The sequence below is a fragment of the Ruegeria sp. BHSC029 genome (assembly GCF_059613085.1).
Genome location: NZ_JBXWRU010000003.1, coordinates 556,410 through 576,349 on the forward strand (window position 1 = coordinate 556,410; position 19,940 = coordinate 576,349).

At 61.0% G+C, this 19,940-nt stretch carries 24 protein-coding genes; all 24 read left to right on the plus strand.

What is annotated here, in order from left to right; translation table 11 throughout:
- The first annotated feature begins 16 nt into the window (after positions 1 to 16).
- Positions 17 to 871 carry a hydroxymethylglutaryl-CoA lyase gene (locus AC2FML_RS09765; protein WP_005984063.1) on the plus strand — a complete coding sequence of 285 codons (855 nt, stop codon included), beginning with the start codon at positions 17 to 19 and terminating at the stop codon, positions 869 to 871.
- A gap of 9 nt (positions 872 to 880) precedes the next feature.
- The gene (locus AC2FML_RS09770; protein ID WP_496782939.1) at positions 881 to 1,669 is read left to right on the plus strand and encodes a crotonase/enoyl-CoA hydratase family protein; all 789 of its coding nucleotides are present in this window, start codon (positions 881 to 883) and stop codon (positions 1,667 to 1,669) included.
- Positions 1,670 to 1,856: 187 nt separating this feature from the next.
- A complete protein-coding gene (locus AC2FML_RS09775; RefSeq protein WP_093964903.1) occupies positions 1,857 to 2,222 on the plus strand; it encodes an NADH-quinone oxidoreductase subunit A in 366 nt (121 codons plus the stop codon).
- A complete protein-coding gene (locus AC2FML_RS09780; protein WP_093964904.1) occupies positions 2,213 to 2,746 on the plus strand; it encodes a NuoB/complex I 20 kDa subunit family protein in 534 nt (177 codons plus the stop codon). The genes AC2FML_RS09775 and AC2FML_RS09780 overlap by 10 nt, the downstream gene beginning before the upstream one ends.
- A gap of 12 nt (positions 2,747 to 2,758) precedes the next feature.
- Positions 2,759 to 3,361 carry an NADH-quinone oxidoreductase subunit C gene (locus tag AC2FML_RS09785; RefSeq protein WP_170340389.1) on the plus strand — a complete coding sequence of 201 codons (603 nt, stop codon included), beginning with the start codon at positions 2,759 to 2,761 and terminating at the stop codon, positions 3,359 to 3,361.
- Positions 3,362 to 3,363: 2 nt separating this feature from the next.
- Positions 3,364 to 3,537: a hypothetical protein gene (locus tag AC2FML_RS09790; RefSeq protein ID WP_010442775.1), complete on the plus strand. Its 174-nt coding sequence runs from the start codon at positions 3,364 to 3,366 to the stop codon at positions 3,535 to 3,537.
- Between the two features lie 7 nt (positions 3,538 to 3,544).
- Positions 3,545 to 3,670 carry a hypothetical protein gene (locus AC2FML_RS09795; RefSeq protein ID WP_261391884.1) on the plus strand — a complete coding sequence of 42 codons (126 nt, stop codon included), beginning with the start codon at positions 3,545 to 3,547 and terminating at the stop codon, positions 3,668 to 3,670.
- The gene (locus tag AC2FML_RS09800) at positions 3,670 to 4,893 is read left to right on the plus strand and encodes an NADH-quinone oxidoreductase subunit D (RefSeq protein WP_496782941.1); all 1,224 of its coding nucleotides are present in this window, start codon (positions 3,670 to 3,672) and stop codon (positions 4,891 to 4,893) included. The genes AC2FML_RS09795 and AC2FML_RS09800 overlap by 1 nt, the downstream gene beginning before the upstream one ends.
- On the plus strand, positions 4,893 to 6,041 hold the full coding sequence (locus tag AC2FML_RS09805; RefSeq protein ID WP_496782942.1) for an NADH-quinone oxidoreductase subunit E: 1,149 nt from the start codon (positions 4,893 to 4,895) through the stop codon (positions 6,039 to 6,041). Before AC2FML_RS09800 ends, AC2FML_RS09805 begins: the two co-directional genes overlap by 1 nt.
- Positions 6,042 to 6,073: 32 nt before the next feature.
- Complete coding sequence (locus AC2FML_RS09810) at positions 6,074 to 6,295, plus strand: DUF5337 domain-containing protein (RefSeq protein ID WP_093964908.1); 222 nt, start codon at positions 6,074 to 6,076, stop codon at positions 6,293 to 6,295.
- 12 nt (positions 6,296 to 6,307) lie between these two features.
- Positions 6,308 to 7,606: an NADH-quinone oxidoreductase subunit NuoF gene (gene nuoF, locus AC2FML_RS09815; protein WP_496782944.1), complete on the plus strand. Its 1,299-nt coding sequence runs from the start codon at positions 6,308 to 6,310 to the stop codon at positions 7,604 to 7,606.
- Positions 7,607 to 7,611: 5 nt separating this feature from the next.
- On the plus strand, positions 7,612 to 8,028 hold the full coding sequence (locus AC2FML_RS09820) for an MAPEG family protein (RefSeq protein WP_480636340.1): 417 nt from the start codon (positions 7,612 to 7,614) through the stop codon (positions 8,026 to 8,028).
- Positions 8,028 to 8,405, plus strand: a complete 378-nt coding sequence (locus tag AC2FML_RS09825) for a hypothetical protein (RefSeq protein WP_170341011.1) — start codon at positions 8,028 to 8,030, stop codon at positions 8,403 to 8,405. Before AC2FML_RS09820 ends, AC2FML_RS09825 begins: the two co-directional genes overlap by 1 nt.
- A 98-nt stretch (positions 8,406 to 8,503) precedes the next feature.
- A complete protein-coding gene (locus AC2FML_RS09830) occupies positions 8,504 to 8,908 on the plus strand; it encodes a DUF5333 domain-containing protein (RefSeq protein ID WP_170357345.1) in 405 nt (134 codons plus the stop codon).
- Between the two features lie 3 nt (positions 8,909 to 8,911).
- Positions 8,912 to 10,897 carry an NADH-quinone oxidoreductase subunit NuoG gene (gene nuoG, locus AC2FML_RS09835; protein WP_496782945.1) on the plus strand — a complete coding sequence of 662 codons (1,986 nt, stop codon included), beginning with the start codon at positions 8,912 to 8,914 and terminating at the stop codon, positions 10,895 to 10,897.
- Positions 10,898 to 11,137: 240 nt separating this feature from the next.
- The gene (nuoH, locus tag AC2FML_RS09840) at positions 11,138 to 12,175 is read left to right on the plus strand and encodes an NADH-quinone oxidoreductase subunit NuoH (RefSeq protein WP_170340401.1); all 1,038 of its coding nucleotides are present in this window, start codon (positions 11,138 to 11,140) and stop codon (positions 12,173 to 12,175) included.
- Positions 12,176 to 12,177: 2 nt separating this feature from the next.
- On the plus strand, positions 12,178 to 12,672 hold the full coding sequence (nuoI, locus tag AC2FML_RS09845) for an NADH-quinone oxidoreductase subunit NuoI (protein ID WP_170357347.1): 495 nt from the start codon (positions 12,178 to 12,180) through the stop codon (positions 12,670 to 12,672).
- Positions 12,669 to 13,091, plus strand: a complete 423-nt coding sequence (locus AC2FML_RS09850; protein WP_170341019.1) for a carboxymuconolactone decarboxylase family protein — start codon at positions 12,669 to 12,671, stop codon at positions 13,089 to 13,091. The genes nuoI and AC2FML_RS09850 overlap by 4 nt, the downstream gene beginning before the upstream one ends.
- Complete coding sequence (locus AC2FML_RS09855; protein WP_170340404.1) at positions 13,088 to 13,690, plus strand: NADH-quinone oxidoreductase subunit J; 603 nt, start codon at positions 13,088 to 13,090, stop codon at positions 13,688 to 13,690. The genes AC2FML_RS09850 and AC2FML_RS09855 overlap by 4 nt, the downstream gene beginning before the upstream one ends.
- A gap of 4 nt (positions 13,691 to 13,694) precedes the next feature.
- Positions 13,695 to 14,000, plus strand: a complete 306-nt coding sequence (nuoK, locus tag AC2FML_RS09860; protein ID WP_005984024.1) for an NADH-quinone oxidoreductase subunit NuoK — start codon at positions 13,695 to 13,697, stop codon at positions 13,998 to 14,000.
- Positions 14,001 to 14,006: 6 nt separating this feature from the next.
- Positions 14,007 to 16,133: an NADH-quinone oxidoreductase subunit L gene (nuoL, locus tag AC2FML_RS09865; RefSeq protein ID WP_496782947.1), complete on the plus strand. Its 2,127-nt coding sequence runs from the start codon at positions 14,007 to 14,009 to the stop codon at positions 16,131 to 16,133.
- Positions 16,133 to 17,674, plus strand: coding sequence for an NADH-quinone oxidoreductase subunit M (locus AC2FML_RS09870; RefSeq protein ID WP_170340407.1), 1,542 nt, complete (start codon positions 16,133 to 16,135; stop codon positions 17,672 to 17,674). Before nuoL ends, AC2FML_RS09870 begins: the two co-directional genes overlap by 1 nt.
- Positions 17,675 to 17,689: 15 nt before the next feature.
- Complete coding sequence (gene nuoN, locus AC2FML_RS09875; RefSeq protein ID WP_496782948.1) at positions 17,690 to 19,132, plus strand: NADH-quinone oxidoreductase subunit NuoN; 1,443 nt, start codon at positions 17,690 to 17,692, stop codon at positions 19,130 to 19,132.
- A 54-nt stretch (positions 19,133 to 19,186) separates the two neighbouring features.
- The gene (locus tag AC2FML_RS09880; RefSeq protein ID WP_170369290.1) at positions 19,187 to 19,936 is read left to right on the plus strand and encodes a biotin--[acetyl-CoA-carboxylase] ligase; all 750 of its coding nucleotides are present in this window, start codon (positions 19,187 to 19,189) and stop codon (positions 19,934 to 19,936) included.
- Positions 19,937 to 19,940 lie beyond the last annotated feature (4 nt).

Consider the following 19,940-nt stretch of genomic DNA (forward strand, 5'->3'; position numbering starts at 1 on the left):
ACAGGAGGGCACCGCCATGGCGGAACGTGTCGAGATTTTCGAAGTGGGGCCGCGCGACGGGCTGCAAAACGAAAAGCGCGAAATCCCGGTTTCCGAGAAGATCGCGCTGGTCGACTGCCTCAGCCGGGCGGGGTTCAGCCGGATCGAGGTGGCCAGTTTCGTGTCGCCCAAATGGGTGCCGCAGATGGCCGGCAGCGCCGAGGTGCTGGCCGGGATCACCCGCGCCCCCGGCGTGCGCTATGCCGCGCTGACCCCGAACATGCGCGGCTATGAGGACGCGCTGGCTGCCGGGGCGGATGAAATCGCGGTGTTTGCCTCGGCCTCCGAGGGGTTTTCCAAGGCCAACATCAACGCGACCATCGCCGAATCCATCGAGCGGTTCGTCCCGATCCTCGAGGCGGCGCGCCATATCGACCTGCCGGTGCGCGGCTATGTTTCCTGCGTGACCGACTGCCCCTATGACGGGCCGACTCCGCCCGCCAAAGTGGCCGAGGTGGCCGACCTGCTGTTCTCGCACGGCTGTTACGAGATCTCGCTGGGCGACACGATCGGGCAGGGGACACCCGATAGCATCGCACGGATGCTGCTGGCGGTGCGTGAATACGTGCCCGCGACCCGCCTAGCCGGGCATTTCCACGACACCAACGGGCGCGCGATCGACAATATCGACGCGTCTCTTGCGCTGGGCGTCCGGGTGTTCGACGCGGCCGTGGGCGGATTGGGCGGCTGCCCCTACGCGCCGGGCGCGGCCGGGAATGTGGCAACCGAAGCCGTGGCCGCGCATCTCGAGCGGCTGGGCTATGACACCGGACTGGACGCCGCCGTGCTGAACGAAGCGGCGGAAATGGCCCGCGCGATGCGGGCGGGATAAGAGGCTGACATGTTTGAAACTATCTCGATCTCCACCGACCTGCGCGGCGTTGCTACGCTGACGCTGAACCGGCCGGAAAAACACAACGCGATGTCGGCGCAGATGATCGCCGAGCTGACCCAGGCCGCCGCGCAATTGGGAGAAACCAACGACGTGCGTGTCGTAGTTTTGACCGGCGCGGGCAAAAGCTTCTGCGCCGGGGGCGACCTGGGCTGGATGCAGGCCCAGATGGCCGCCGACCCCGAGACCCGCTTTGTCGAGGCGCGCAAGTTGGCCGAGATGTTGAACGCCTTGAACACCCTTCCCAAACCGTTGATCGGCGCGCTGCAGGGCAACGCCTTTGGCGGGGGTGTCGGGATGGCGTCGGTCTGCGACGTGGCCATCGGCGTGGACAGCCTGAAGATGGGGCTGACCGAAACCCGGCTGGGGCTGATCCCGGCTACCATCGGGCCCTATGTTATCGCCCGCATGGGTGAGGCCCGCGCGCGACGCGTGTTCATGTCGGCGCGTCTGTTCGACGCGGCCGAGGCGGTAGAACTCGGCCTGCTGGCGCGGGCCGTTCCGGCGGATGAGTTGGATGCCGCGATCGAAGCCGAAGTGCAGCCTTATCTGTCCTGTGCGCCGGGCGCCGTGGCCTCGGCCAAGGCGTTGGTTCGGGACCTCGGGCCGCGCATCGACGACGCGGTGATCGATCACACGATCCGAGCGCTGGTCGACCGTTGGGAAACCGACGAAGCGCATGAGGGAATCAGCGCTTTCTTCGACAAGCGAAAACCTTCATGGAATAGTAAGGTTTGACCGCCCGCGACCATTTGAAGCCAAGGGCTTGCGCCTAGTGCAGCGCTGGGCGTTGGCAAGCCGAATATTCGGTGCCATGCGCGCTTCTGCTCGGTTGACCCTCTGACCCCGCGCGGATAGAGAATGTCCAGTCAACACGCCAATTGACGGCGCGTCTCGTTCGGGATGCGCAGGAAAGGAGCCACTCGTGGAAGAGCTGTTGCGGGAATATCTCCCGATCCTGGTGTTTCTGGCCGTCGCCGTGGGCCTTGGAATCGTCCTGATTCTGGCCGCCGTCGTTCTGGCTGTCCGCAATCCCGACCCCGAAAAGGTCAGCGCCTATGAATGCGGGTTCAACGCGTTCGACGATGCGCGGATGAAGTTCGATGTCCGATTCTATCTGGTGTCGATCCTGTTCATCATCTTCGACCTCGAGATTGCGTTCCTGTTTCCCTGGGCCGTGGGCTTCAAGGACATCAGCGATGTCGGCTTCTGGTCGATGATGGTGTTCCTGGGCGTTCTGACCATCGGCTTTGCCTATGAATGGAAGAAGGGGGCCCTGGAATGGGAGTGATGACGGGTGCAAACACCGCGGGCGTCGACAAGGAAGTCGCCACTCAGGCCCTGAACGCCGAGCTGCAGGACAAAGGGTTCCTGCTGACCTCGTCCGAGGACATCATCAACTGGGCGCGCACCGGCTCGCTGCACTGGATGACCTTTGGCCTGGCCTGCTGCGCGGTCGAGATGATGCACACCTCGATGCCGCGCTACGACGCCGAACGCTTCGGCATCGCGCCGCGCGCATCCCCGCGCCAGTCGGACGTGATGATCGTGGCCGGTACGCTGACCAACAAGATGGCCCCGGCGCTGCGCAAGGTCTATGACCAGATGCCCGAGCCGCGCTATGTGATCTCGATGGGATCCTGCGCCAATGGTGGTGGCTATTACCACTATTCCTATTCCGTCGTGCGTGGTTGCGACCGCATCGTTCCGGTGGACATCTATGTGCCCGGCTGCCCGCCGACGGCCGAGGCGCTGCTGTACGGTCTGCTGCAGCTGCAGCGCAAGATCCGCCGCACCGGCACCATCGTCCGCTGAGGAGGGACCGAGATGAGCGAAGCACTCAAGGAACTCGGCACGCATATCGAGCTGAAGCGCACGGACTGTGTTCTGTCATGGAGCGTAGCCCATGACGAGCTGACGGTTGATGTTGCGCCCTCGAGCCTGGTGGAGTTTGTCGAGTTTCTGAAAACGGATCAGAACTGCAAGTTTTCGACCTTGGTCGACATTACCGGAGTTGATTACCCCGAACGTGCCAAACGGTTCGACGTGGTTTACCACTTTCTTTCGATGTACCAGAACCAGCGTATCCGTATCCGGATTTCGGTGCGCGAGGAAGACATGGTTCCGTCGATCGTCGATGTGCACCCCTCGGCCAACTGGTTCGAGCGTGAAGTGTTCGACATGTTCGGCATCCTGTTCTCGGGCCACCCGGACCTGCGTCGCATCCTGACCGACTATGGCTTCCGCGGCTATCCGCTGCGCAAGGATTTTCCGACTACCGGGTATATCGAAGTCCGCTACGACGAAGCGCAGAAACGGGTCGTGTACGAACCGGTCTCGCTGGTTCAGGAGTATCGCCAGTTTGATTTCATGAGCCCGTGGGAAGGTGCGAACTATGTTCTGCCGGGGGATGAAAAACAGGAGACCTGACAATGGGTGGCATCTGGTGGCTGATCCTTTCTGCACTGACCATCATTCCGATGGTGAAGATTTTGCCGTTTTTCGGGATCAACAAATACTGGTGCCTTCTCTGCTTGGTCCCATTCGGCACGATCGCGTTGCTGTGGTGGGTCGGGTTGAAACTGCAGGAACTGGAGCGCCGCTGAGATGGTCATGCTGCTGGGGGAACTGATTGCGTTGGGTGCGCTGGGGGTCCTGCTGGCGGGGGCCGCAGCCAAAGCGCTTGAGGCGGAAAAGGTCCGGGTTCGGGCCGAAGCGAAAAAGAAACGAGGGCGTTGATGGACGGCTCAAGATACGATGACGGCAGCACGGACGCGCTGAGCGGAGAACAGAAGATCCGCAACTTCAACATCAACTTCGGCCCGCAGCACCCTGCGGCGCACGGAGTTTTGCGTCTTGTGCTTGAGCTGGACGGCGAGATCGTCGAACGTTGCGACCCGCATATCGGCCTGCTGCACCGCGGTACCGAAAAGCTGATGGAAAGCCGGACGTATCTGCAGAACCTGCCGTATTTCGACCGGTTGGACTATGTGGCGCCGATGAACCAGGAACATGCCTGGTGCCTTGCCATCGAAAAGCTGACCGGCGTCGAAGTTCCGCGCCGGGCCTCGTTGATCCGGGTCCTCTATTCCGAGATTGGGCGCGTTTTGAACCATCTGCTCAACGTGACCACGCAGGCGATGGACGTGGGCGCGCTGACGCCGCCGCTGTGGGGCTTTGAAGAGCGCGAAAAGCTGATGGTGTTCTACGAGCGTGCCTGCGGTGCGCGCCTGCACGCGGCCTATTTCCGCCCCGGCGGTGTACATCAGGATCTTCCGCCCGAACTGCTGGATGACATCGAGACCTGGAGCCACGAATTCCCCGCCGTTCTGGACGACATTGACGGACTGCTGACCGAGAACCGCATCTTCAAACAGCGCAACTGCGACATCGGCGTGGTGACCGAGGAAGATATCCAGCAATACGGTTTTTCGGGCGTGATGGTGCGCGGTTCGGGCCTGGCCTGGGATCTGCGTCGCGCGCAACCCTATGAATGCTACGACGAGTTTGAGTTCCAGATCCCCGTCGGCAAGAACGGGGACTGCTATGACCGTTACCTGGTGCGGATGGAAGAAATGCGCCAGTCGGTGTCGATCATCCGTCAGGCCATCGCCAAGCTGCGCGACTGCCCGGGCGACGTTCTGGCCCGCGGCAAGATCACCCCGCCGAAACGCTCGGACATGAAGACCTCGATGGAGAGCCTGATCCATCACTTCAAGCTGTACACCGAAGGCTTCCACGTCCCCGCAGGCGAAGTCTATGCCGCCGTCGAGGCCCCCAAGGGCGAGTTCGGCGTCTATCTGGTCGCCGACGGCACCAACAAGCCGTACCGCGCCAAGCTGCGTGCGCCCGGTTTCCTGCACCTGCAGGCTATGGACCACGTCGCCAAGGGCCACCAACTGGCCGACGTCGCCGCCATCATTGGCACCATGGACGTCGTATTTGGAGAGATTGACCGCTAATGCTCCGCCGTCTTCATCCCGAACAACCCGAAAGCTTTGCCTTCACCGCTGCCAACCAGCAATGGGCCGAAGCGCAGATCACCAAATACCCCGAGGGCCGTCAGGCCAGCGCGGTCATCCCGCTGCTGTGGCGCGCGCAAGAGCAGGAGGGCTGGCTGAGCCGCCCGGCCATCGAATATGTGGCCGAGATGCTGGGCATGTCCTACATCCGGGTGCTCGAAGTTGCATCCTTCTACTTCATGTTCCAGTTGCAACCGGTTGGGTCCGTCGCGCATATTCAGGTCTGTGGCACCACGTCCTGCATGATCTGCGGGGCCGAGGATCTGATTGCTGTTTGCCGCGAAAAGATCGCGCCCAAGCCGCACCAACTGTCGGCGGACGGCAAGCTGAGCTGGGAAGAGGTTGAATGCCTGGGTTCCTGCACCAACGCGCCGATGGCACAGATCGGTAAAGACTATTACGAGGACCTGACCGCCGAGAGTTTTGGTCGGATCATTGATGAACTGGCCGCTGGCAAGGTTCCGGTGCCCGGTCCCCAGAATGGTCGCTTTGCGGCCGAGCCTCTGGGCGGGGTGACCAGCCTGAAGGATTATCAAGGTAGCAAGGCAAAGCACAATGCCAGTGTACAACTGGCCACGGAATTGGGCGATACCGTCAAGCGCATCGACGGAACCGAGGTTCCGATCCTGACGCCATGGTTGGGCAAGGATGGCAAGGCCGCCGGAGCGAAAGCCGCACCCAAGCCGCCGAAGGTGCCAGAGCAGGGCAAACCAGCCGCCCGTCAGGCCGCGCCCAAGAAATCCGCCAAGGCCGAGCCATCTTCGCCCGAGGGTGCTGCGGCCAAGCCAGAAGCGACTGAGGCTCAGCCCGAAACGCTGAGCGGTGCGCGTGAGGGCAAGCCCGACGACCTCAAGCTGCTGAAAGGTGTGGGGCCGAAGCTCGAGCAGACGCTGAACGAGCTCGGGTTCTACCACTTCGATCAGATCGCAGCTTGGACGCCAGAACATGTGGCCTGGGTTGATGCCCGGCTGAAGTTCAAGGGCCGGATCGAACGCGACGGTTGGATCGAGCAGGCGGCCAAGCTGGCTGCTGGCGAGGAAACCGAATTTGCCAAACGTGCCAAGCAAGACGGCACCTACGAAGACTGAGAGACGGTGCCCGATACGGGCATCGGAGTGTGATGGACAAGGACAAGGAACAGGCCATCGCCCGCAAGGGCCGACATATCGGCGTGGTCATCGCGGTGACCATGCTGTTGTGGCTTGCCATGACCCTGTTCATCGGCCCGGCGCTGGAGCTGCCGGGACGCTTTGCGCTGCTGTTTGATTTCGCCGCGATCGCGGCGTTCATCTATGCGGGCGTCAACATATTTCAACTCTGGCGCATGCGTCAGGACAGCTGAAGGTAACACGCGATGCTGAAGGATCAGGACCGGATCTTTACCAACATCTACGGGATGCACGAGCGCACCTTGAAGGGCGCCCAGGCCCGGGGGCATTGGGACGGCACTGCTGGCCTGATGGAGAAGGGTCGCGACTGGATCATCCAGACGATGAAAGACTCAGGGTTGCGCGGGCGCGGCGGTGCGGGCTTCCCGACCGGCCTGAAATGGTCGTTCATGCCGAAGGAAAGCGATGGCCGCCCGTCCTATCTGGTCGTAAACGCAGACGAATCCGAACCGGGCACCTGCAAGGACCGCGAGATCATGCGCCACGATCCGCACACGCTGATCGAAGGCTGCCTGATTGCGTCTTTCGCGATGAATGCGCACACCTGCTACATCTACCTGCGCGGCGAGTACATTCGTGAGCGCGAGGCACTGCAGGCTGCAATCGACGAGGCCTATGACGCGGGCTTGCTGGGCAAGAACGCCGCCGGATCGGGATGGGATTTCGACCTGTTCCTGCATCACGGGGCAGGCGCCTATATCTGTGGCGAGGAAACCGCGCTGATCGAAAGCCTGGAAGGCAAGAAAGGCATGCCGCGCATGAAGCCGCCGTTCCCGGCCGGGGCGGGTCTGTATGGCTGCCCGACCACGGTGAACAACGTGGAGTCCATCGCCGTTGTGCCCACGATCCTGCGCCGCGGTGCCGACTGGTTCGCCGGTTTTGGTCGCCAGAACAATGCGGGTACCAAGCTGTTTGCCGTCTCGGGTCACGTCAACAATCCCTGCGTGGTCGAAGAGGCGATGTCGATCAGCTTTGAAGAATTGATCGAGACCCATTGCGGTGGAATCCGCGGCGGGTGGGACAACCTGTTGGCCGTGATCCCCGGTGGCTCGTCCGTGCCCTGCGTGCGCGGCGAGAACATGCGCGACGCGATCATGGATTTCGATTATCTGCGCAACGATCTGGGCTCGGGGCTTGGAACGGCGGCGGTGATCGTGATGGACAAGTCCACCGACATCATCAAGGCGATCTGGCGCCTGTCGAAATTCTACAAACACGAAAGCTGCGGCCAGTGTACGCCCTGCCGCGAAGGTACGGGCTGGATGATGCGGGTGATGGATCGCCTGGTACGCGGCGAGGCCGAACTGGAAGAGATCGACATGCTGTTCGAGGTGACCAAGCAGGTCGAAGGCCATACGATCTGTGCGCTGGGTGACGCGGCCGCATGGCCGATCCAGGGCCTGATCCGCAACTTCCGCGAAGAAATCGAAGACCGCATCAAGGCTCAGAAATCGGGCCGTATGGGTGCGATGGCGGCGGAGTGACAACGATGGAAGCCTATGCAGAGTATTCCCACGCGATTGCGTCTTTGGTGATTTTCACACTGGTCGTTTTGTTCCTGTCGCCGTTTTCGGCACTGGCGAAACAGGGCAAGGGGCTGGCTCCTGGCGCGACCCCCGACCAGGACTACGCCGACAAGGCCTATCGCCTGAACCGTTCCTACCTGAACGGCACCGAGACTTTGCCCGCGTTTCTGGCCGTTACTGTGGCAGCCATTCTATTGGGCGCCAGCCCGTTCTGGGTGAACTGGCTGGCCGCGATTGCCTTGGTCGCGCGACTGCTGATGCTTGTCGTACACATTCAAGGCGTCGGCAAACCGCATAGCGGTATTCGTTCTGTCCTGTATGTGGTGGCGTGGGCCTGCATGTTCGTGATTGGGATCCTTGCATTGGTGGCTGCGTTCTGATGGCCGTCACACTTGTTGATATCACCGCGAACCTGCGTCGCCCGGCTGTCGGTGTGCTTGTTCTGCTGACGCTGCTTTCGGCCTGCGGGACAGCGCCAACAAGCGACCGGATCCTGTTTGACGGCAAGTCGTTTCGGGCCAAAGCAAAGCCGGTCGACAAGAAACGGTCGCCTGCGGATTTCACCGTGACGATCAAAGGCGTGTCGGCTTCGCTGGACGGCGCGCGCGAGGCTGGTCGTTACGAGGGCACCCGGTTCTGCATTCAGAATTTCGGTTCCTCCCGCATTGCGTGGAAGGTTGGTCCTGACACCGAACCGCAGAACCTGCGCGTCGAAAATGACAGCCTGACATTTGCCGGAGCCTGTCAACGACCATGAGCTTCGCTATTGCATATCCTGCGCTGATCGGACGGTCGTTATTGCATAACAGCCGTGCCGCGGAACGTCTTGGGGAACCCAAGACGAAAGGATATGTCATGAAACTTGTGAAACTTGCCGCATTTGCCTGTGCGATGGCGTTGCCCGTCTCAGCGGACGCCAAACCGCCCTTGCGCGAAGTCAAGGAAATCGACAACGAGCTCTACTACATCGCCATCGCAAATGAGATCTCGGAATACTGCCCGTCGATCAGTGGGCGGCGTATGAAGGCAATCGGCGTGATGTGGAGCCTACGGTCCAAGGCCAACAGCCTGGGTTATTCGGACGGCGAGATCCGGGCCTATGTCGAGTCGGATTCCGAAAAGGCGCGGATGCGGGCCAAAGGCGAGAAATACCTCGCGCAGAACGGCGTGAGCTACGGAAAAGCTGAAACATTCTGTGCCCTGGGGCGCAAGGAAATCGAACGAAACAGCGCCATTGGCGTGTATTTGAGGGCGAACTAGACCATGTCTGACCTCCGCAAGATCGTAATCGACGACAAAGAAATCGAAGTCGATGGCGCGATGACCCTGATCCAGGCCTGCGAACAGGCCGGGGTCGAGGTGCCGCGGTTCTGCTATCATGAGCGCCTGTCGATTGCCGGTAACTGCCGCATGTGCCTGGTCGAGGTCGTGGGCGGGCCGCCCAAGCCCGCCGCCTCGTGCGCGATGCAGGTGCGCGATCTGCGCCCAGGGCCGGAAGGTCAACCGCCGGTGGTCAAGACCAACTCTCCCATGGTCAAGAAGGCCCGGGAAGGCGTCATGGAGTTTCTGCTGATCAACCACCCCTTGGATTGCCCGATCTGTGACCAGGGCGGTGAATGCGATCTGCAGGACCAGGCAATGGCCTACGGTATGTCGGCCAGCCGGTTCAAAGAAGCCAAGCGGGCCGTCGATGATCTGGATCTGGGTCCGCTGGTTGGTACGGCCATGACCCGCTGCATCAGCTGTACCCGCTGTGTGCGTTTCACGACCGAGATCGCGGGTATCGACCAGATGGGCCAGACGGGCCGGGGCGAGGATGCGGAAATTACCTCGTACCTGAACCAGACGCTGGATTCGAACCTGCAGGGCAACATCATTGACCTGTGCCCGGTGGGGGCGCTGACTTCCAAGCCTTATGCCTTTACCGCACGCCCGTGGGAACTGACAAAGACCGAAACCATCGACGTGATGGATGCGCTGGGATCGAACATTCGTGTCGATACCAAGGGCCGCGAAGTGATGCGCATTCTGCCGCGCAACCATGATGGCGTGAACGAAGAGTGGATCTCGGACAAGACGCGTTTTGTCTGGGACGGTTTGCGCCGTCAACGTCTGGACACGCCCTATATCCGCGAAAACGGTCGCCTGCGTGCCGCCAGCTGGCCCGAGGCTTTGGCCACCGCCGCAGCGGCGATGAAGGGCAAGAAGGTTGCCGGTCTGATCGGCGATCTGGTTCCTGTCGAAGCCGCCTTTGCGTTGAAGCAGATGATTGAGGGGCTGGGTGGCAAGGTCGAATGCCGAACCGACAATGCCCGCCTGCCTATCGGTAACCGTTCGGGCTATGTCGGCAATGTGACGATCGAGGAGATCGACACGGCGAAAGAGATCATTCTGATCGGCACCAACCCGCGCGACGAGGCTCCGGTGCTGAATGCGCGCATCCGCAAGGCGTGGCTGGCGGGCGCCGATGTCAAATTGATCGGCCCGGCCGTTGATCTGACTTATGACTACGAACATCTTGGCACCGACCGCGATGCGCTGGCCAAGGCCAAGGCAAGCAACGAAGCCGTTGTGATCGTCGGACAGGGCGCCGTGTCCGAGGCAGACGGTCAGTCCGTTTTGGCCGCCGCGCGCGCGCTGTCGGGTCGGATGCTTGTTCTGCACACTGCAGCGGCCCGCGTTGGTGCGATGGATGTGGGTGCCGCGACGGAGGGTGGCCTTGAGGCTGCAATCGACGGCGCCGAGGTGATCTTCAACCTGGGCGCGGACGAGGTCGATATCGATGCGGGTCCATTCGTCATTTACCAGGGCAGCCACGGTGACCGCGGTGCACACCGCGCCGACGTCATCCTGCCAGGCGCGGCTTATACCGAGGAAAACGGTCTTTTCGTCAACACTGAGGGTCGCCCTCAATTGGCGATGAGGGCCGGATTTGCGCCGGGCGAAGCCAAGGAAAACTGGGCGATCCTGCGGGCGCTTTCGGCGGAGTTGGGCGAGAAACTTCCTTATGACACGTTGGCCCAGCTGCGGCAAAAGCTGATCGAAGCAGTGCCGCATCTGGCCGGGATCGACCAAGTGCCCGAGAACGAAGAACAGGCAATCGAGGCCGGACCTTTGGGACAGGCCGATTTCCGGACCGTGATCAAGGATTTCTATCTGACCAACCCGATTGCACGAGCCTCGCAGTTGATGGCCGAGCTTTCGGCGCTGGCCAAGGCGCGCGGTGACCAAAAGATTGCCGCGGAATGAGGCTTGCAACGACCATAAACCGCAAAGCGGGCGGAAGCCCGAGCTCGTTTTTCCGAGAGGAGATGCGAGGGGCGTGGTCGTGTGTTTTGCCGAATGAAATGAAGGAAAAAGGTGGCGTGCAGGCAGCGGATGCTGTTTACACCAACTCGCCAAACCAATCGCAGGCGACGCGAGTCTCCGACCGGCCGGTCGGGTCGCGCGATGGCAGCGGAAAACGGAATACCCACGGTGTGAGGACCAATGGCTGAATTCTTTGACACCCCAGGCGGAATAGCCCTGATCATATTGGCGCAGGTGCTGGCCGTCGTGGCCTTCGTGATGATCTCGCTGCTGTTTCTGGTCTATGGCGACCGCAAGATCTGGGCCGCGGTCCAGATGCGTCGCGGCCCCAACGTGGTTGGCGTTTACGGCCTGCTGCAGTCGGTGGCGGACGCGCTGAAATACGTCGTCAAAGAGGTGGTGATCCCTGCCGGCGCGGACCGGACTGTGTTCATCCTGGCGCCGCTGACGTCCTTCGTGCTGGCCATGATCGCCTGGGCGGTCATTCCGTTCAATGACGGCTGGGTCCTGTCCGACATCAACGTGGCTATCCTCTATGTGTTCGCGGTGTCCTCGCTCGAGGTGTACGGCGTGATCATGGGCGGATGGGCGTCGAACTCGAAATACCCGTTCCTGGGCTCGTTGCGCTCGGCCGCGCAGATGATTTCGTATGAGGTTTCGATCGGCCTGATCATCATCGGGGTGATCATTTCGACCGGGTCGATGAATTTTGGTGACATCGTGCGGGCGCAGGATGGCTCGTTCGGGTTCTTCAGCTGGTACTGGCTGCCGCATTTCCCGATGGTCTTCCTGTTCTTCATCTCGGCCCTTGCCGAGACCAACCGCCCGCCGTTCGACCTGCCCGAAGCTGAATCGGAACTGGTCGCAGGCTATCAGGTCGAATACTCGGCAACGCCCTTCCTGCTGTTCATGGCGGGCGAATACATCGCCATCTTCCTGATGTGCGCGCTGACCACGCTGCTGTTCTTCGGCGGCTGGCTGTCGCCGATCCCCGGCCTGCCCGATGGCGTGCTGTGGATGGTCGCCAAGATGGCGTTCTTCTTCTTCCTCTTCGCGATGGTCAAGGCGATCACGCCCCGCTACCGCTATGACCAGCTGATGCGGCTGGGCTGGAAAGTGTTCCTGCCGTTCAGCCTGGTGTGGGTTGTCTTCGTGGCCTTTGCGGCGAAATTCGACTGGTTCTGGGGTGCATTCGCCCGTTGGAGCGTAGGAGGCTGACAATGGCACATATCGACTATACCCGCGCGGCCAAATACTTCCTTCTGCAGGATTTCTGGGTCGGAATGAAGCTGGGGCTGAAGTATTTCTTCGCGCCCAAGGCCACCGTGAACTACCCGCACGAAAAGGGCCCGCTGTCGCCACGGTTCCGCGGTGAACACGCCCTGCGCCGTTACCCCAACGGCGAGGAGCGCTGCATCGCCTGCAAATTGTGCGAAGCTGTGTGCCCCGCGCAGGCCATCACAATCGACGCCGAACCGCGCCAGGACGGCAGCCGCCGTACCACGCGATATGACATCGACATGACCAAGTGCATCTACTGCGGCTTCTGCCAAGAGGCCTGCCCGGTCGATGCCATCGTCGAAGGACCTAATTTCGAATTCGCCACGGAAACCCGCGAAGAGCTGTTCTATGACAAGCAGAAGCTGCTGGACAACGGTGAACGCTGGGAAGCCGAGATCGCCCGCAATCTGGAACTGGACGCGCCCTACCGATGAGCGATCCGACGAAAAACCCATTCGAGCAGATGCTCAGACAGGCGCATGACATGGCCAAGGCGTTCAACCCGGCGCTGGAGAGCTATTCGCCCGTCGACGCGATGCGCGGCTTCGAGGCGTTGTGGCCGACCATGCCCAAAGAGGTCATGGAGATGATGTTCGGCAACACCGTCAATCCGGGCGGACTGGATGCCAAGACCCGCCTGTTGCTGACGCTGGCCGGGCTGACCTGTCAGGGCGCACAGGCCGACACGGCCCTGCGCCAGACGGTACGCCATGCCATCGAGGCAGGGGCCAAGAAACAAGAGATCGTGGAAACGATCGGTCAGATGTCGGTCTTTGCCGGCATCCCGGCCATGACCCGGGCGCTGGAACTGGCGCAGGAGGCCATGGGCGAAAACGAGGAAGATGACCAATGAGCGTATTTGCCTTTTACCTCTTTGCCATCAGCGCCATCACCGGCGGGCTGTTCACCGTGATCAGCCGGCAGCCGGTGCATTCGGTGCTGTGGCTGATCCTGGCCTTCCTTTCGTCGGCGGGACTGTTCGTGCTGCTGGGGGCGGAATTCGTCGCCATGCTGCTGATCATCGTCTATGTCGGCGCGGTGGCGGTGCTGTTCCTGTTCGTGGTGATGATGCTGGACGTGGACTTTGCCGAGCTCAAGGCCGAGATGGCGCGCTACATGCCTTTGGCCCTGCTGATCGGTCTGGTCATCCTGATGCAGTTCGTCATGGCCTTTGGCGCTTGGGACAGCGCACAAGGCGCGGCGGCCAACTTGGCCCAGCCCATCCCGGCCGATCGCCACAACACCGAGGCACTGGGTGTCATCCTTTACGATCAATACTTCCTTCTGTTCCAACTGGCGGGCCTCATCCTGCTGGTGGCCATGATCGGCGCCATCGTGCTGACGCTGCGCCACCGCAAGGACATCAAGCGTCAGGACATCGTCGGCCAGATGATGCGCGACCCGGCCAAGGCGATGGAGTTGAAGGACGTGAAACCGGGGCAGGGACTTTGAGACGATGATCGGACTTGAACACTATCTTACCGTCGCGGCGACTCTGTTCGTCATCGGCATCTTCGGTCTCTTCCTGAACCGCAAGAACGTCATCATCCTGCTGATGAGCATCGAACTGATGCTGTTGGCGGTGAACATCAACCTCGTGGCGTTTTCCAGCTTTCTCGGCGATCTGGTCGGGCAGGTGTTTACGCTGTTCGTGCTGACCGTGGCCGCGGCCGAGGCTGCGATCGGGCTGGCCATTCTGGTCTGCTTCTTCCGCAACCGCGGCACTATCGCGGTTGAAGACGTCAACATGATGAAGGGGTAAGGGATCATGGAAACCACAATCCTCTTTGCCCCGCTGGTGGGCGCGCTGATCTGCGGCTTTGGCTGGAAGTTCATCGGCGAAAAGGCCGCGCTGTGGACGGCAACGGGCCTGCTGTTTCTGGCCTGTCTGCTGTCGTGGATCGTTTTCTTCAGCTTTGACGGGCAGACCCAGCAGATCGAGATCATGCGCTGGATCGAGAGCGGCTCGCTGTCGACCTCGTGGGCCGTTCGTCTGGACCGGCTGACCGCCATCATGTTGATCGTCGTCACCACCGTTTCGGCGCTCGTGCACCTTTATTCGTTCGGCTATATGGATCACGACCCGCAGTGGCGCGAGGGCGAAAGCTACAAGCCGCGCTTCTTTGCATATCTGTCCTTCTTCACCTTCGCCATGCTGATGCTGGTGACGGCCGACAACCTCGTACAGATGTTCTTCGGCTGGGAAGGCGTGGGCGTCGCGTCGTACCTGCTGATCGGTTTTTACTATCGCAAACCCTCGGCCAATGCGGCGGCGATGAAAGCGTTCATCGTCAACCGTGTGGGCGACTTCGGCTTCGCGCTTGGGATATTTGCGCTGTTCTTTCTGACCGACAGCATCAACTTCTCGGATATCTTTGCCGCTGCACCCCAGCTGGCAGAAACGCAACTGACCTTCCTGTGGGGCGAATGGACCGCGATCGAGGTCATCTGCGTGCTACTGTTCATCGGTGCGATGGGCAAGTCGGCGCAGTTGATCCTGCACACCTGGTTGCCGGACGCGATGGAGGGCCCGACGCCCGTGTCGGCGCTGATCCACGCGGCCACCATGGTGACGGCCGGTGTGTTCCTCGTTTGCCGCATGTCGCCGCTGATGGAGTTCGCGCCAGGAGCAACCGGGTTCGTCACCGTGCTCGGGGCTGCCACCGCTTTCTTTGCCGCGACCGTGGGCTTGGTGCAGACGGACATCAAACGCGTGATCGCCTATTCGACCTGCTCACAGCTGGGCTACATGTTCGTGGCCGCGGGCGTGGGCATGTATTCGGCGGCGATGTTCCACCTGTTCACGCATGCCTTCTTCAAGGCGCTCTTGTTCCTGGGGGCGGGTTCGGTGATCCACGCCATGCACCACGAACAGGACATGATGAACTATGGCAACCTGCGCAAGAAGATCCCCTATACCTTCTGGGCGATGATGATCGGTACCCTGGCCATCACCGGTGTCGGCATCCCGCTGACCACGATCGGCTTTGCTGGCTTCTTGTCCAAGGATGCCATCATCGAAAGCGCCTATGCCGGCGGATCGGCCTTCGGGTTCTGGGCGCTGGTGATCGCGGCCGCGATGACCTCGTTCTACAGCTGGCGCCTGATCTTCCTGACCTTCTATGGCGAGGAGCGGGGCGACAAGCACACGCATAAGCACGCGCATGAAAGCCCGATGGTCATGCTGGTGCCGCTGGGTGTTCTGTCGCTGGGCGCCGTGTTCGCGGGTATGATCTGGTACAACAACTTCTTCGGTCACGCCGATCAGGTGGGCAAGTTCTACGGCATTCCGGTTGCCGAGGCGCATGCCGACGCCGGTGACCATGCCAAGGCCGATGAACATGGCGACGACACGCATGCCACCGAATCCCATGGCGACGAGGCTGCGCATGATGACAAGGCGAAGGGCGGAGATCACCACTATGCCTTTGTCGGCAAGCCGGGCGAGGGCGCGCTGTACATCGCGCCGGACAATCATGTTCTGGACGATGCGCATGCGGCGCCGAAATGGGTCAAATTCTCGCCGTTCGTCGCGATGCTTCTGGGCTTTGGGCTGGCCTACCTGTTCTACATCGTGAACCCGGCGCTGCCGGGTCGCTTGGCCGAGAACCAGCGCCCGCTGTACCTGTTCCTCAAGAACAAGTGGTACTTTGACGAAATCTACGACGCGATCCTTGTAAAACCGACCGTGGCCTTGGGCCGGTTCCTGTGGAAGGGCGGTGACGGCAAGACGATCGACGGTTTCCTGAACGGAGTAGCAATGGGCGTCGTTCCCTTCTTCACCCGCCTCGCAGGCAAGGCGCAGACGGGCTACATCTTCACTTACGCCTTCTGGATGGTTCTGGGGATCGCCGCCCTGGTCACCTGGATGTCGATCGGCGGAGGCGCAAACTGATGGACAATATCCTATCCATTGTAACGTTCATTCCGGCCATTTCCGCCGGTCTGATGGCGCTGTTCCTGCACGGGAACGATGTGGCCGCACAGCGCAATGCCAAGTGGATCGCGCTGGTTGCGACCACCGTGACCTTCCTTGTTTCGATCGGGATTTACACCGAGTTCGACCCATCGAACACTGGCTTTCAGATGGTGGAAGAGGGTCAGTGGCTGCTGGGCCTGAAGTACAAGATGGGCGTGGATGGCATCAGCGTTCTGTTCGTGCTGCTGACCACCTTCATCATGCCGCTGACCATTCTGGCCAGCTGGAACGTGACCGACCGGGTCAAGGAATACATGATCGCCTTCCTGCTTCTGGAAACGCTGATGCTCGGCGTGTTCATGGCGCTGGACCTGGTGCTGTTCTACCTGTTCTTCGAAGCCGGGCTGATCCCGATGTTCCTGATCATCGGCATCTGGGGCGGCAAGGACCGGATCTATGCCAGCTTCAAGTTCTTCCTCTACACCTTCCTCGGCTCGGTTCTGATGCTGGTGGCGATGGTGGCGATGTATGCGGATGCAGGCACCACGGACATTGCCGCACTCATGACGCACCAGTTCTCGTCCGAGAGCTTCAGCGTGCTGGGTGTCCACATTGTCGGCGGTATGCAGACGCTGATGTTCCTCGCGTTCTTTGCGTCCTTCGCGGTGAAGATGCCGATGTGGCCCGTGCACACCTGGTTGCCAGACGCGCACGTTCAGGCACCGACGGCGGGCTCGGTCGTGCTGGCGGCAATTCTGCTGAAGATGGGTGGCTATGGTTTCCTGCGTTTCAGCTTGCCCATGTTCCCTGTCGGGTCGGCCGTGATGACCGATCTGGTGCTGTGGCTGTCGGCAATCGCCGTGGTCTATACCTCGTTGGTGGCGCTGGTGCAGGAGGACATGAAAAAGCTGATCGCCTATTCTTCGGTCGCGCATATGGGTTTTGTGACCATGGGCATCTTTGCCGCCAACCAGCAGGGCATCGACGGGGCGATTTTCCAGATGCTCAGCCACGGGTTCATCTCGGCCGCGCTGTTCCTTTGTGTTGGCGTGATCTACGACCGGATGCACACCCGCGACATCGAGGCCTATGGCGGCCTGGTGATCCGGATGCCGGCCTATGCGTTGGTGTTCATGCTGTTCACCATGGCCAATGTGGGCCTGCCGGGCACCAGCGGGTTCATCGGCGAATTCCTGACGCTTATGGGCACCTTCCAGGTCAACACCTGGGTGACCGCAGTGGCGGCCAGCGGTGTGATCTTCTCGGCGGCTTATGCGCTTTGGTTGTATCGCCGCGTGGTCTTTGGCGACCTGATCAAGGAAAGCCTCAAGTCGATCACCGACATGAGCACACGCGAGCGTCTGATCTTTGCGCCGCTGATCGTCATGACCATCCTGCTGGGCGTCTATCCGTCGCTGGTCACCGACGTGATCGGCAATTCGACCGCCGCGCTGATTTCGAACTATGACACGGCTCTGGCCGCGGCCGAGGCCGCGACCCAGGTCGCTTCGCACTAAGGGAGCTTTGGAGACATGATCCAGGCTGATCTCACTGTAATTCTGCCGGAAATCATTCTGGCGATCTATGCGATGGCGGCGCTGATCGGAGCTGTCTACACCAGCAAGGATGCGCTGGCTCCGGTTCTGGTCTGGACGACGGCCGGACTGATGGCGGCGCTGTCGTTCTGGATCGCGTCGAACGGCTCGGGGACCAACGTGGCCTTCAACGGCATGTTCATCGACGACGGGTTCGCCCGATTTGCAAAGGTCGCGATTCTGCTATCGGCCGCCGCGGTTCTGGTTATGAGCCAGGAGTACATGGCGCGCCGGAACCTGCTGCGTTTCGAGTATCCGTTGCTGGTGGCTTTGGCAGCGGTCGGCATGATGATGATGGTCAGCGCCGGCGATCTGATGTCGCTCTATATGGGTCTCGAGCTGCAGTCGCTGTCTCTGTATGTCGTGGCGGCCCTGCGCCGTGACAGCGCCAAATCGACCGAGGCGGGGCTGAAGTATTTCGTTTTGGGTGCGCTCAGTTCGGGATTGCTGCTGTTCGGCGCATCTCTGGTCTATGGGTTCACCGGTACGACGCTGTTCTCGGGCATCATCAACACGGTGCATCACGGCGATGTCTCGGTTGGGCTTCTGTTTGGCCTTGTTCTGCTGATCTCGGGTCTGGCATTCAAGATTTCGGCGGTTCCGTTCCACATGTGGACACCGGACGTTTACGAGGGCTCGCCCACTCCGGTGACGGCTTTCTTTGCAACCGCACCCAAAGTTGCAGCGATGGCCTTGTTCGCGCGCGTTCTGCATGATGCGTTCGGCGGTGCCATCGCGGACTGGCAGCAGGTGATCGTGCTGCTTTCGGTCCTGTCGATGTTGCTGGGGGCCGTGGCTGCCATCGGGCAGCGCGACATCAAACGGCTGATGGCCTATTCGTCAATTGCACATATGGGGTACGCGCTGATCGGTCTGGCCGCAGGCACCGAATTGGGTGTCAAAGCGATGCTGATGTATCTGGCGATCTATGTGACCATGAATATCGGCACCTTCGCCTTCATCCTGATGATGGAGCGCGACGGCAAGCCGGTGACAGACATCGACGCCCTGCGCCAGTATTCCAAGCGGGACCCGGGCAAGGCGCTGGCCGTGCTGATCCTGATGTTCAGCCTTGCCGGCGTACCGCCAATGCTGGGGTTCTTCGCCAAGTTCGGCGTCTGGCAGGCCGGTGTGCAAGCTGACCTGATTGGGTTGGTTATTGCATCGGCAATCGCCTCGGTGATCGGTGCCTTCTACTACCTGCGGATCGTCTTCTACATGTATTTCGGCGACGAAAACGAAGATCCGATCGAAACCCGCTCGACCCCGGTATTGTGGGTTGCTCTGATGGGGTCGGCCGCATTGATGTTGATCGGTGTGGTCTACCAGTTCGGGATCGAGGGCGCAGCGTCAGCCGCGGCGACGACGCTTGTCAACTGACCGTTTCAACAAAATCTGGAAAGGGGCTCGGCCATCAGGCCGGGCCTTTTTGGCATGAGCACCTGGCCCCAAGGATACGGTCTGCATATCCTGCAGGAAGTTGACAGCACCCTGAATGAGGCCGCGCGGATCGCACCCACTGCAACAGGTCCGGTCTGGATCATGGCGCATCATCAAACCGCCGCGCGTGGCAGGCGCGGCCGGGCGTGGTCCAACCCCCAGGGCAACCTGGCAGCAACCTTGTTGCTGCGGCCCGAGGGCAATCCAGAGCAGGCAGCCCTTCGCAGCTTTGTTGCCGCGCTGGCGCTTTTTGATGCCTGTGTTTCGGTCACCGGTCGCGCACAGGGGTTCGCATTGAAATGGCCGAATGACGTGTTGTTGAACGGCGGGAAACTGGCCGGCATCCTGTTGGAAAGCACGGGGCAGGGGCGCGACGTATCCCACCTTGCGATCGGCATCGGGGTGAACCTCGCAGACGCGCCTGATCCTGAGACAGTTGAGCAGGGAGCTCTGCGGCCCGTTTCGTTGTTGTCGGAAACCGGGGCTCAGGTGTCCGCCGAGGATTTTCTGACTGAGCTCGCCGATGCCTACGCAAAGCTCGAACTGCAGTTTGTTACCTACGGGTTTGAACCGATCCGCAAAGCTTGGCTGGACCGGGCCGCGAAGCTGGGCGAGGTGATTACCGCGCGCACAGGTGCTTCGGAAACCGTCGGGACCTTTGAAACGGTGGACGCGGGCGGCAACCTTGTCCTAAACACCGCCAAGGGCCGCGTCAGCATTCCGGCGGCAGACGTTTATTTCTGAAAGG

Excerpts from the sequence above, each read along its gene's own strand:
- nuoH (WP_170340401.1), top strand. The coding sequence starts at position 11,138 with ATGGCTGAATTCTTTGACACCCCAGGCGGAATAGCCCTGATCATATTG.
- AC2FML_RS09765 (WP_005984063.1), top strand. The coding sequence starts at position 17 with ATGGCGGAACGTGTCGAGATTTTCGAAGTGGGGCCGCGCGACGGGCTG.
- AC2FML_RS09880 (WP_170369290.1), top strand. The coding sequence starts at position 19,187 with ATGAGCACCTGGCCCCAAGGATACGGTCTGCATATCCTGCAGGAAGTT.
- nuoF (WP_496782944.1), top strand. The coding sequence starts at position 6,308 with ATGCTGAAGGATCAGGACCGGATCTTTACCAACATCTACGGGATGCAC.
- AC2FML_RS09790 (WP_010442775.1), top strand. The coding sequence starts at position 3,364 with ATGGGTGGCATCTGGTGGCTGATCCTTTCTGCACTGACCATCATTCCG.
- AC2FML_RS09830 (WP_170357345.1), top strand. The coding sequence starts at position 8,504 with ATGAAACTTGTGAAACTTGCCGCATTTGCCTGTGCGATGGCGTTGCCC.
- AC2FML_RS09855 (WP_170340404.1), top strand. The coding sequence starts at position 13,088 with ATGAGCGTATTTGCCTTTTACCTCTTTGCCATCAGCGCCATCACCGGC.
- nuoK (WP_005984024.1), top strand. The coding sequence starts at position 13,695 with ATGATCGGACTTGAACACTATCTTACCGTCGCGGCGACTCTGTTCGTC.
- AC2FML_RS09795 (WP_261391884.1), top strand. The coding sequence starts at position 3,545 with ATGCTGCTGGGGGAACTGATTGCGTTGGGTGCGCTGGGGGTCCTGCTG.
- nuoG (WP_496782945.1), top strand. The coding sequence starts at position 8,912 with ATGTCTGACCTCCGCAAGATCGTAATCGACGACAAAGAAATCGAAGTC.
- AC2FML_RS09800 (WP_496782941.1), top strand. The coding sequence starts at position 3,670 with ATGGACGGCTCAAGATACGATGACGGCAGCACGGACGCGCTGAGCGGA.
- nuoN (WP_496782948.1), top strand. The coding sequence starts at position 17,690 with ATGATCCAGGCTGATCTCACTGTAATTCTGCCGGAAATCATTCTGGCG.
- AC2FML_RS09850 (WP_170341019.1), top strand. The coding sequence starts at position 12,669 with ATGAGCGATCCGACGAAAAACCCATTCGAGCAGATGCTCAGACAGGCG.
- AC2FML_RS09770 (WP_496782939.1), top strand. The coding sequence starts at position 881 with ATGTTTGAAACTATCTCGATCTCCACCGACCTGCGCGGCGTTGCTACG.
- AC2FML_RS09825 (WP_170341011.1), top strand. The coding sequence starts at position 8,028 with ATGGCCGTCACACTTGTTGATATCACCGCGAACCTGCGTCGCCCGGCT.
- AC2FML_RS09780 (WP_093964904.1), top strand. The coding sequence starts at position 2,213 with ATGGGAGTGATGACGGGTGCAAACACCGCGGGCGTCGACAAGGAAGTC.
- AC2FML_RS09785 (WP_170340389.1), top strand. The coding sequence starts at position 2,759 with ATGAGCGAAGCACTCAAGGAACTCGGCACGCATATCGAGCTGAAGCGC.
- nuoL (WP_496782947.1), top strand. The coding sequence starts at position 14,007 with ATGGAAACCACAATCCTCTTTGCCCCGCTGGTGGGCGCGCTGATCTGC.
- AC2FML_RS09805 (WP_496782942.1), top strand. The coding sequence starts at position 4,893 with ATGCTCCGCCGTCTTCATCCCGAACAACCCGAAAGCTTTGCCTTCACC.
- nuoI (WP_170357347.1), top strand. The coding sequence starts at position 12,178 with ATGGCACATATCGACTATACCCGCGCGGCCAAATACTTCCTTCTGCAG.
- AC2FML_RS09870 (WP_170340407.1), top strand. The coding sequence starts at position 16,133 with ATGGACAATATCCTATCCATTGTAACGTTCATTCCGGCCATTTCCGCC.
- AC2FML_RS09810 (WP_093964908.1), top strand. The coding sequence starts at position 6,074 with ATGGACAAGGACAAGGAACAGGCCATCGCCCGCAAGGGCCGACATATC.
- AC2FML_RS09820 (WP_480636340.1), top strand. The coding sequence starts at position 7,612 with ATGGAAGCCTATGCAGAGTATTCCCACGCGATTGCGTCTTTGGTGATT.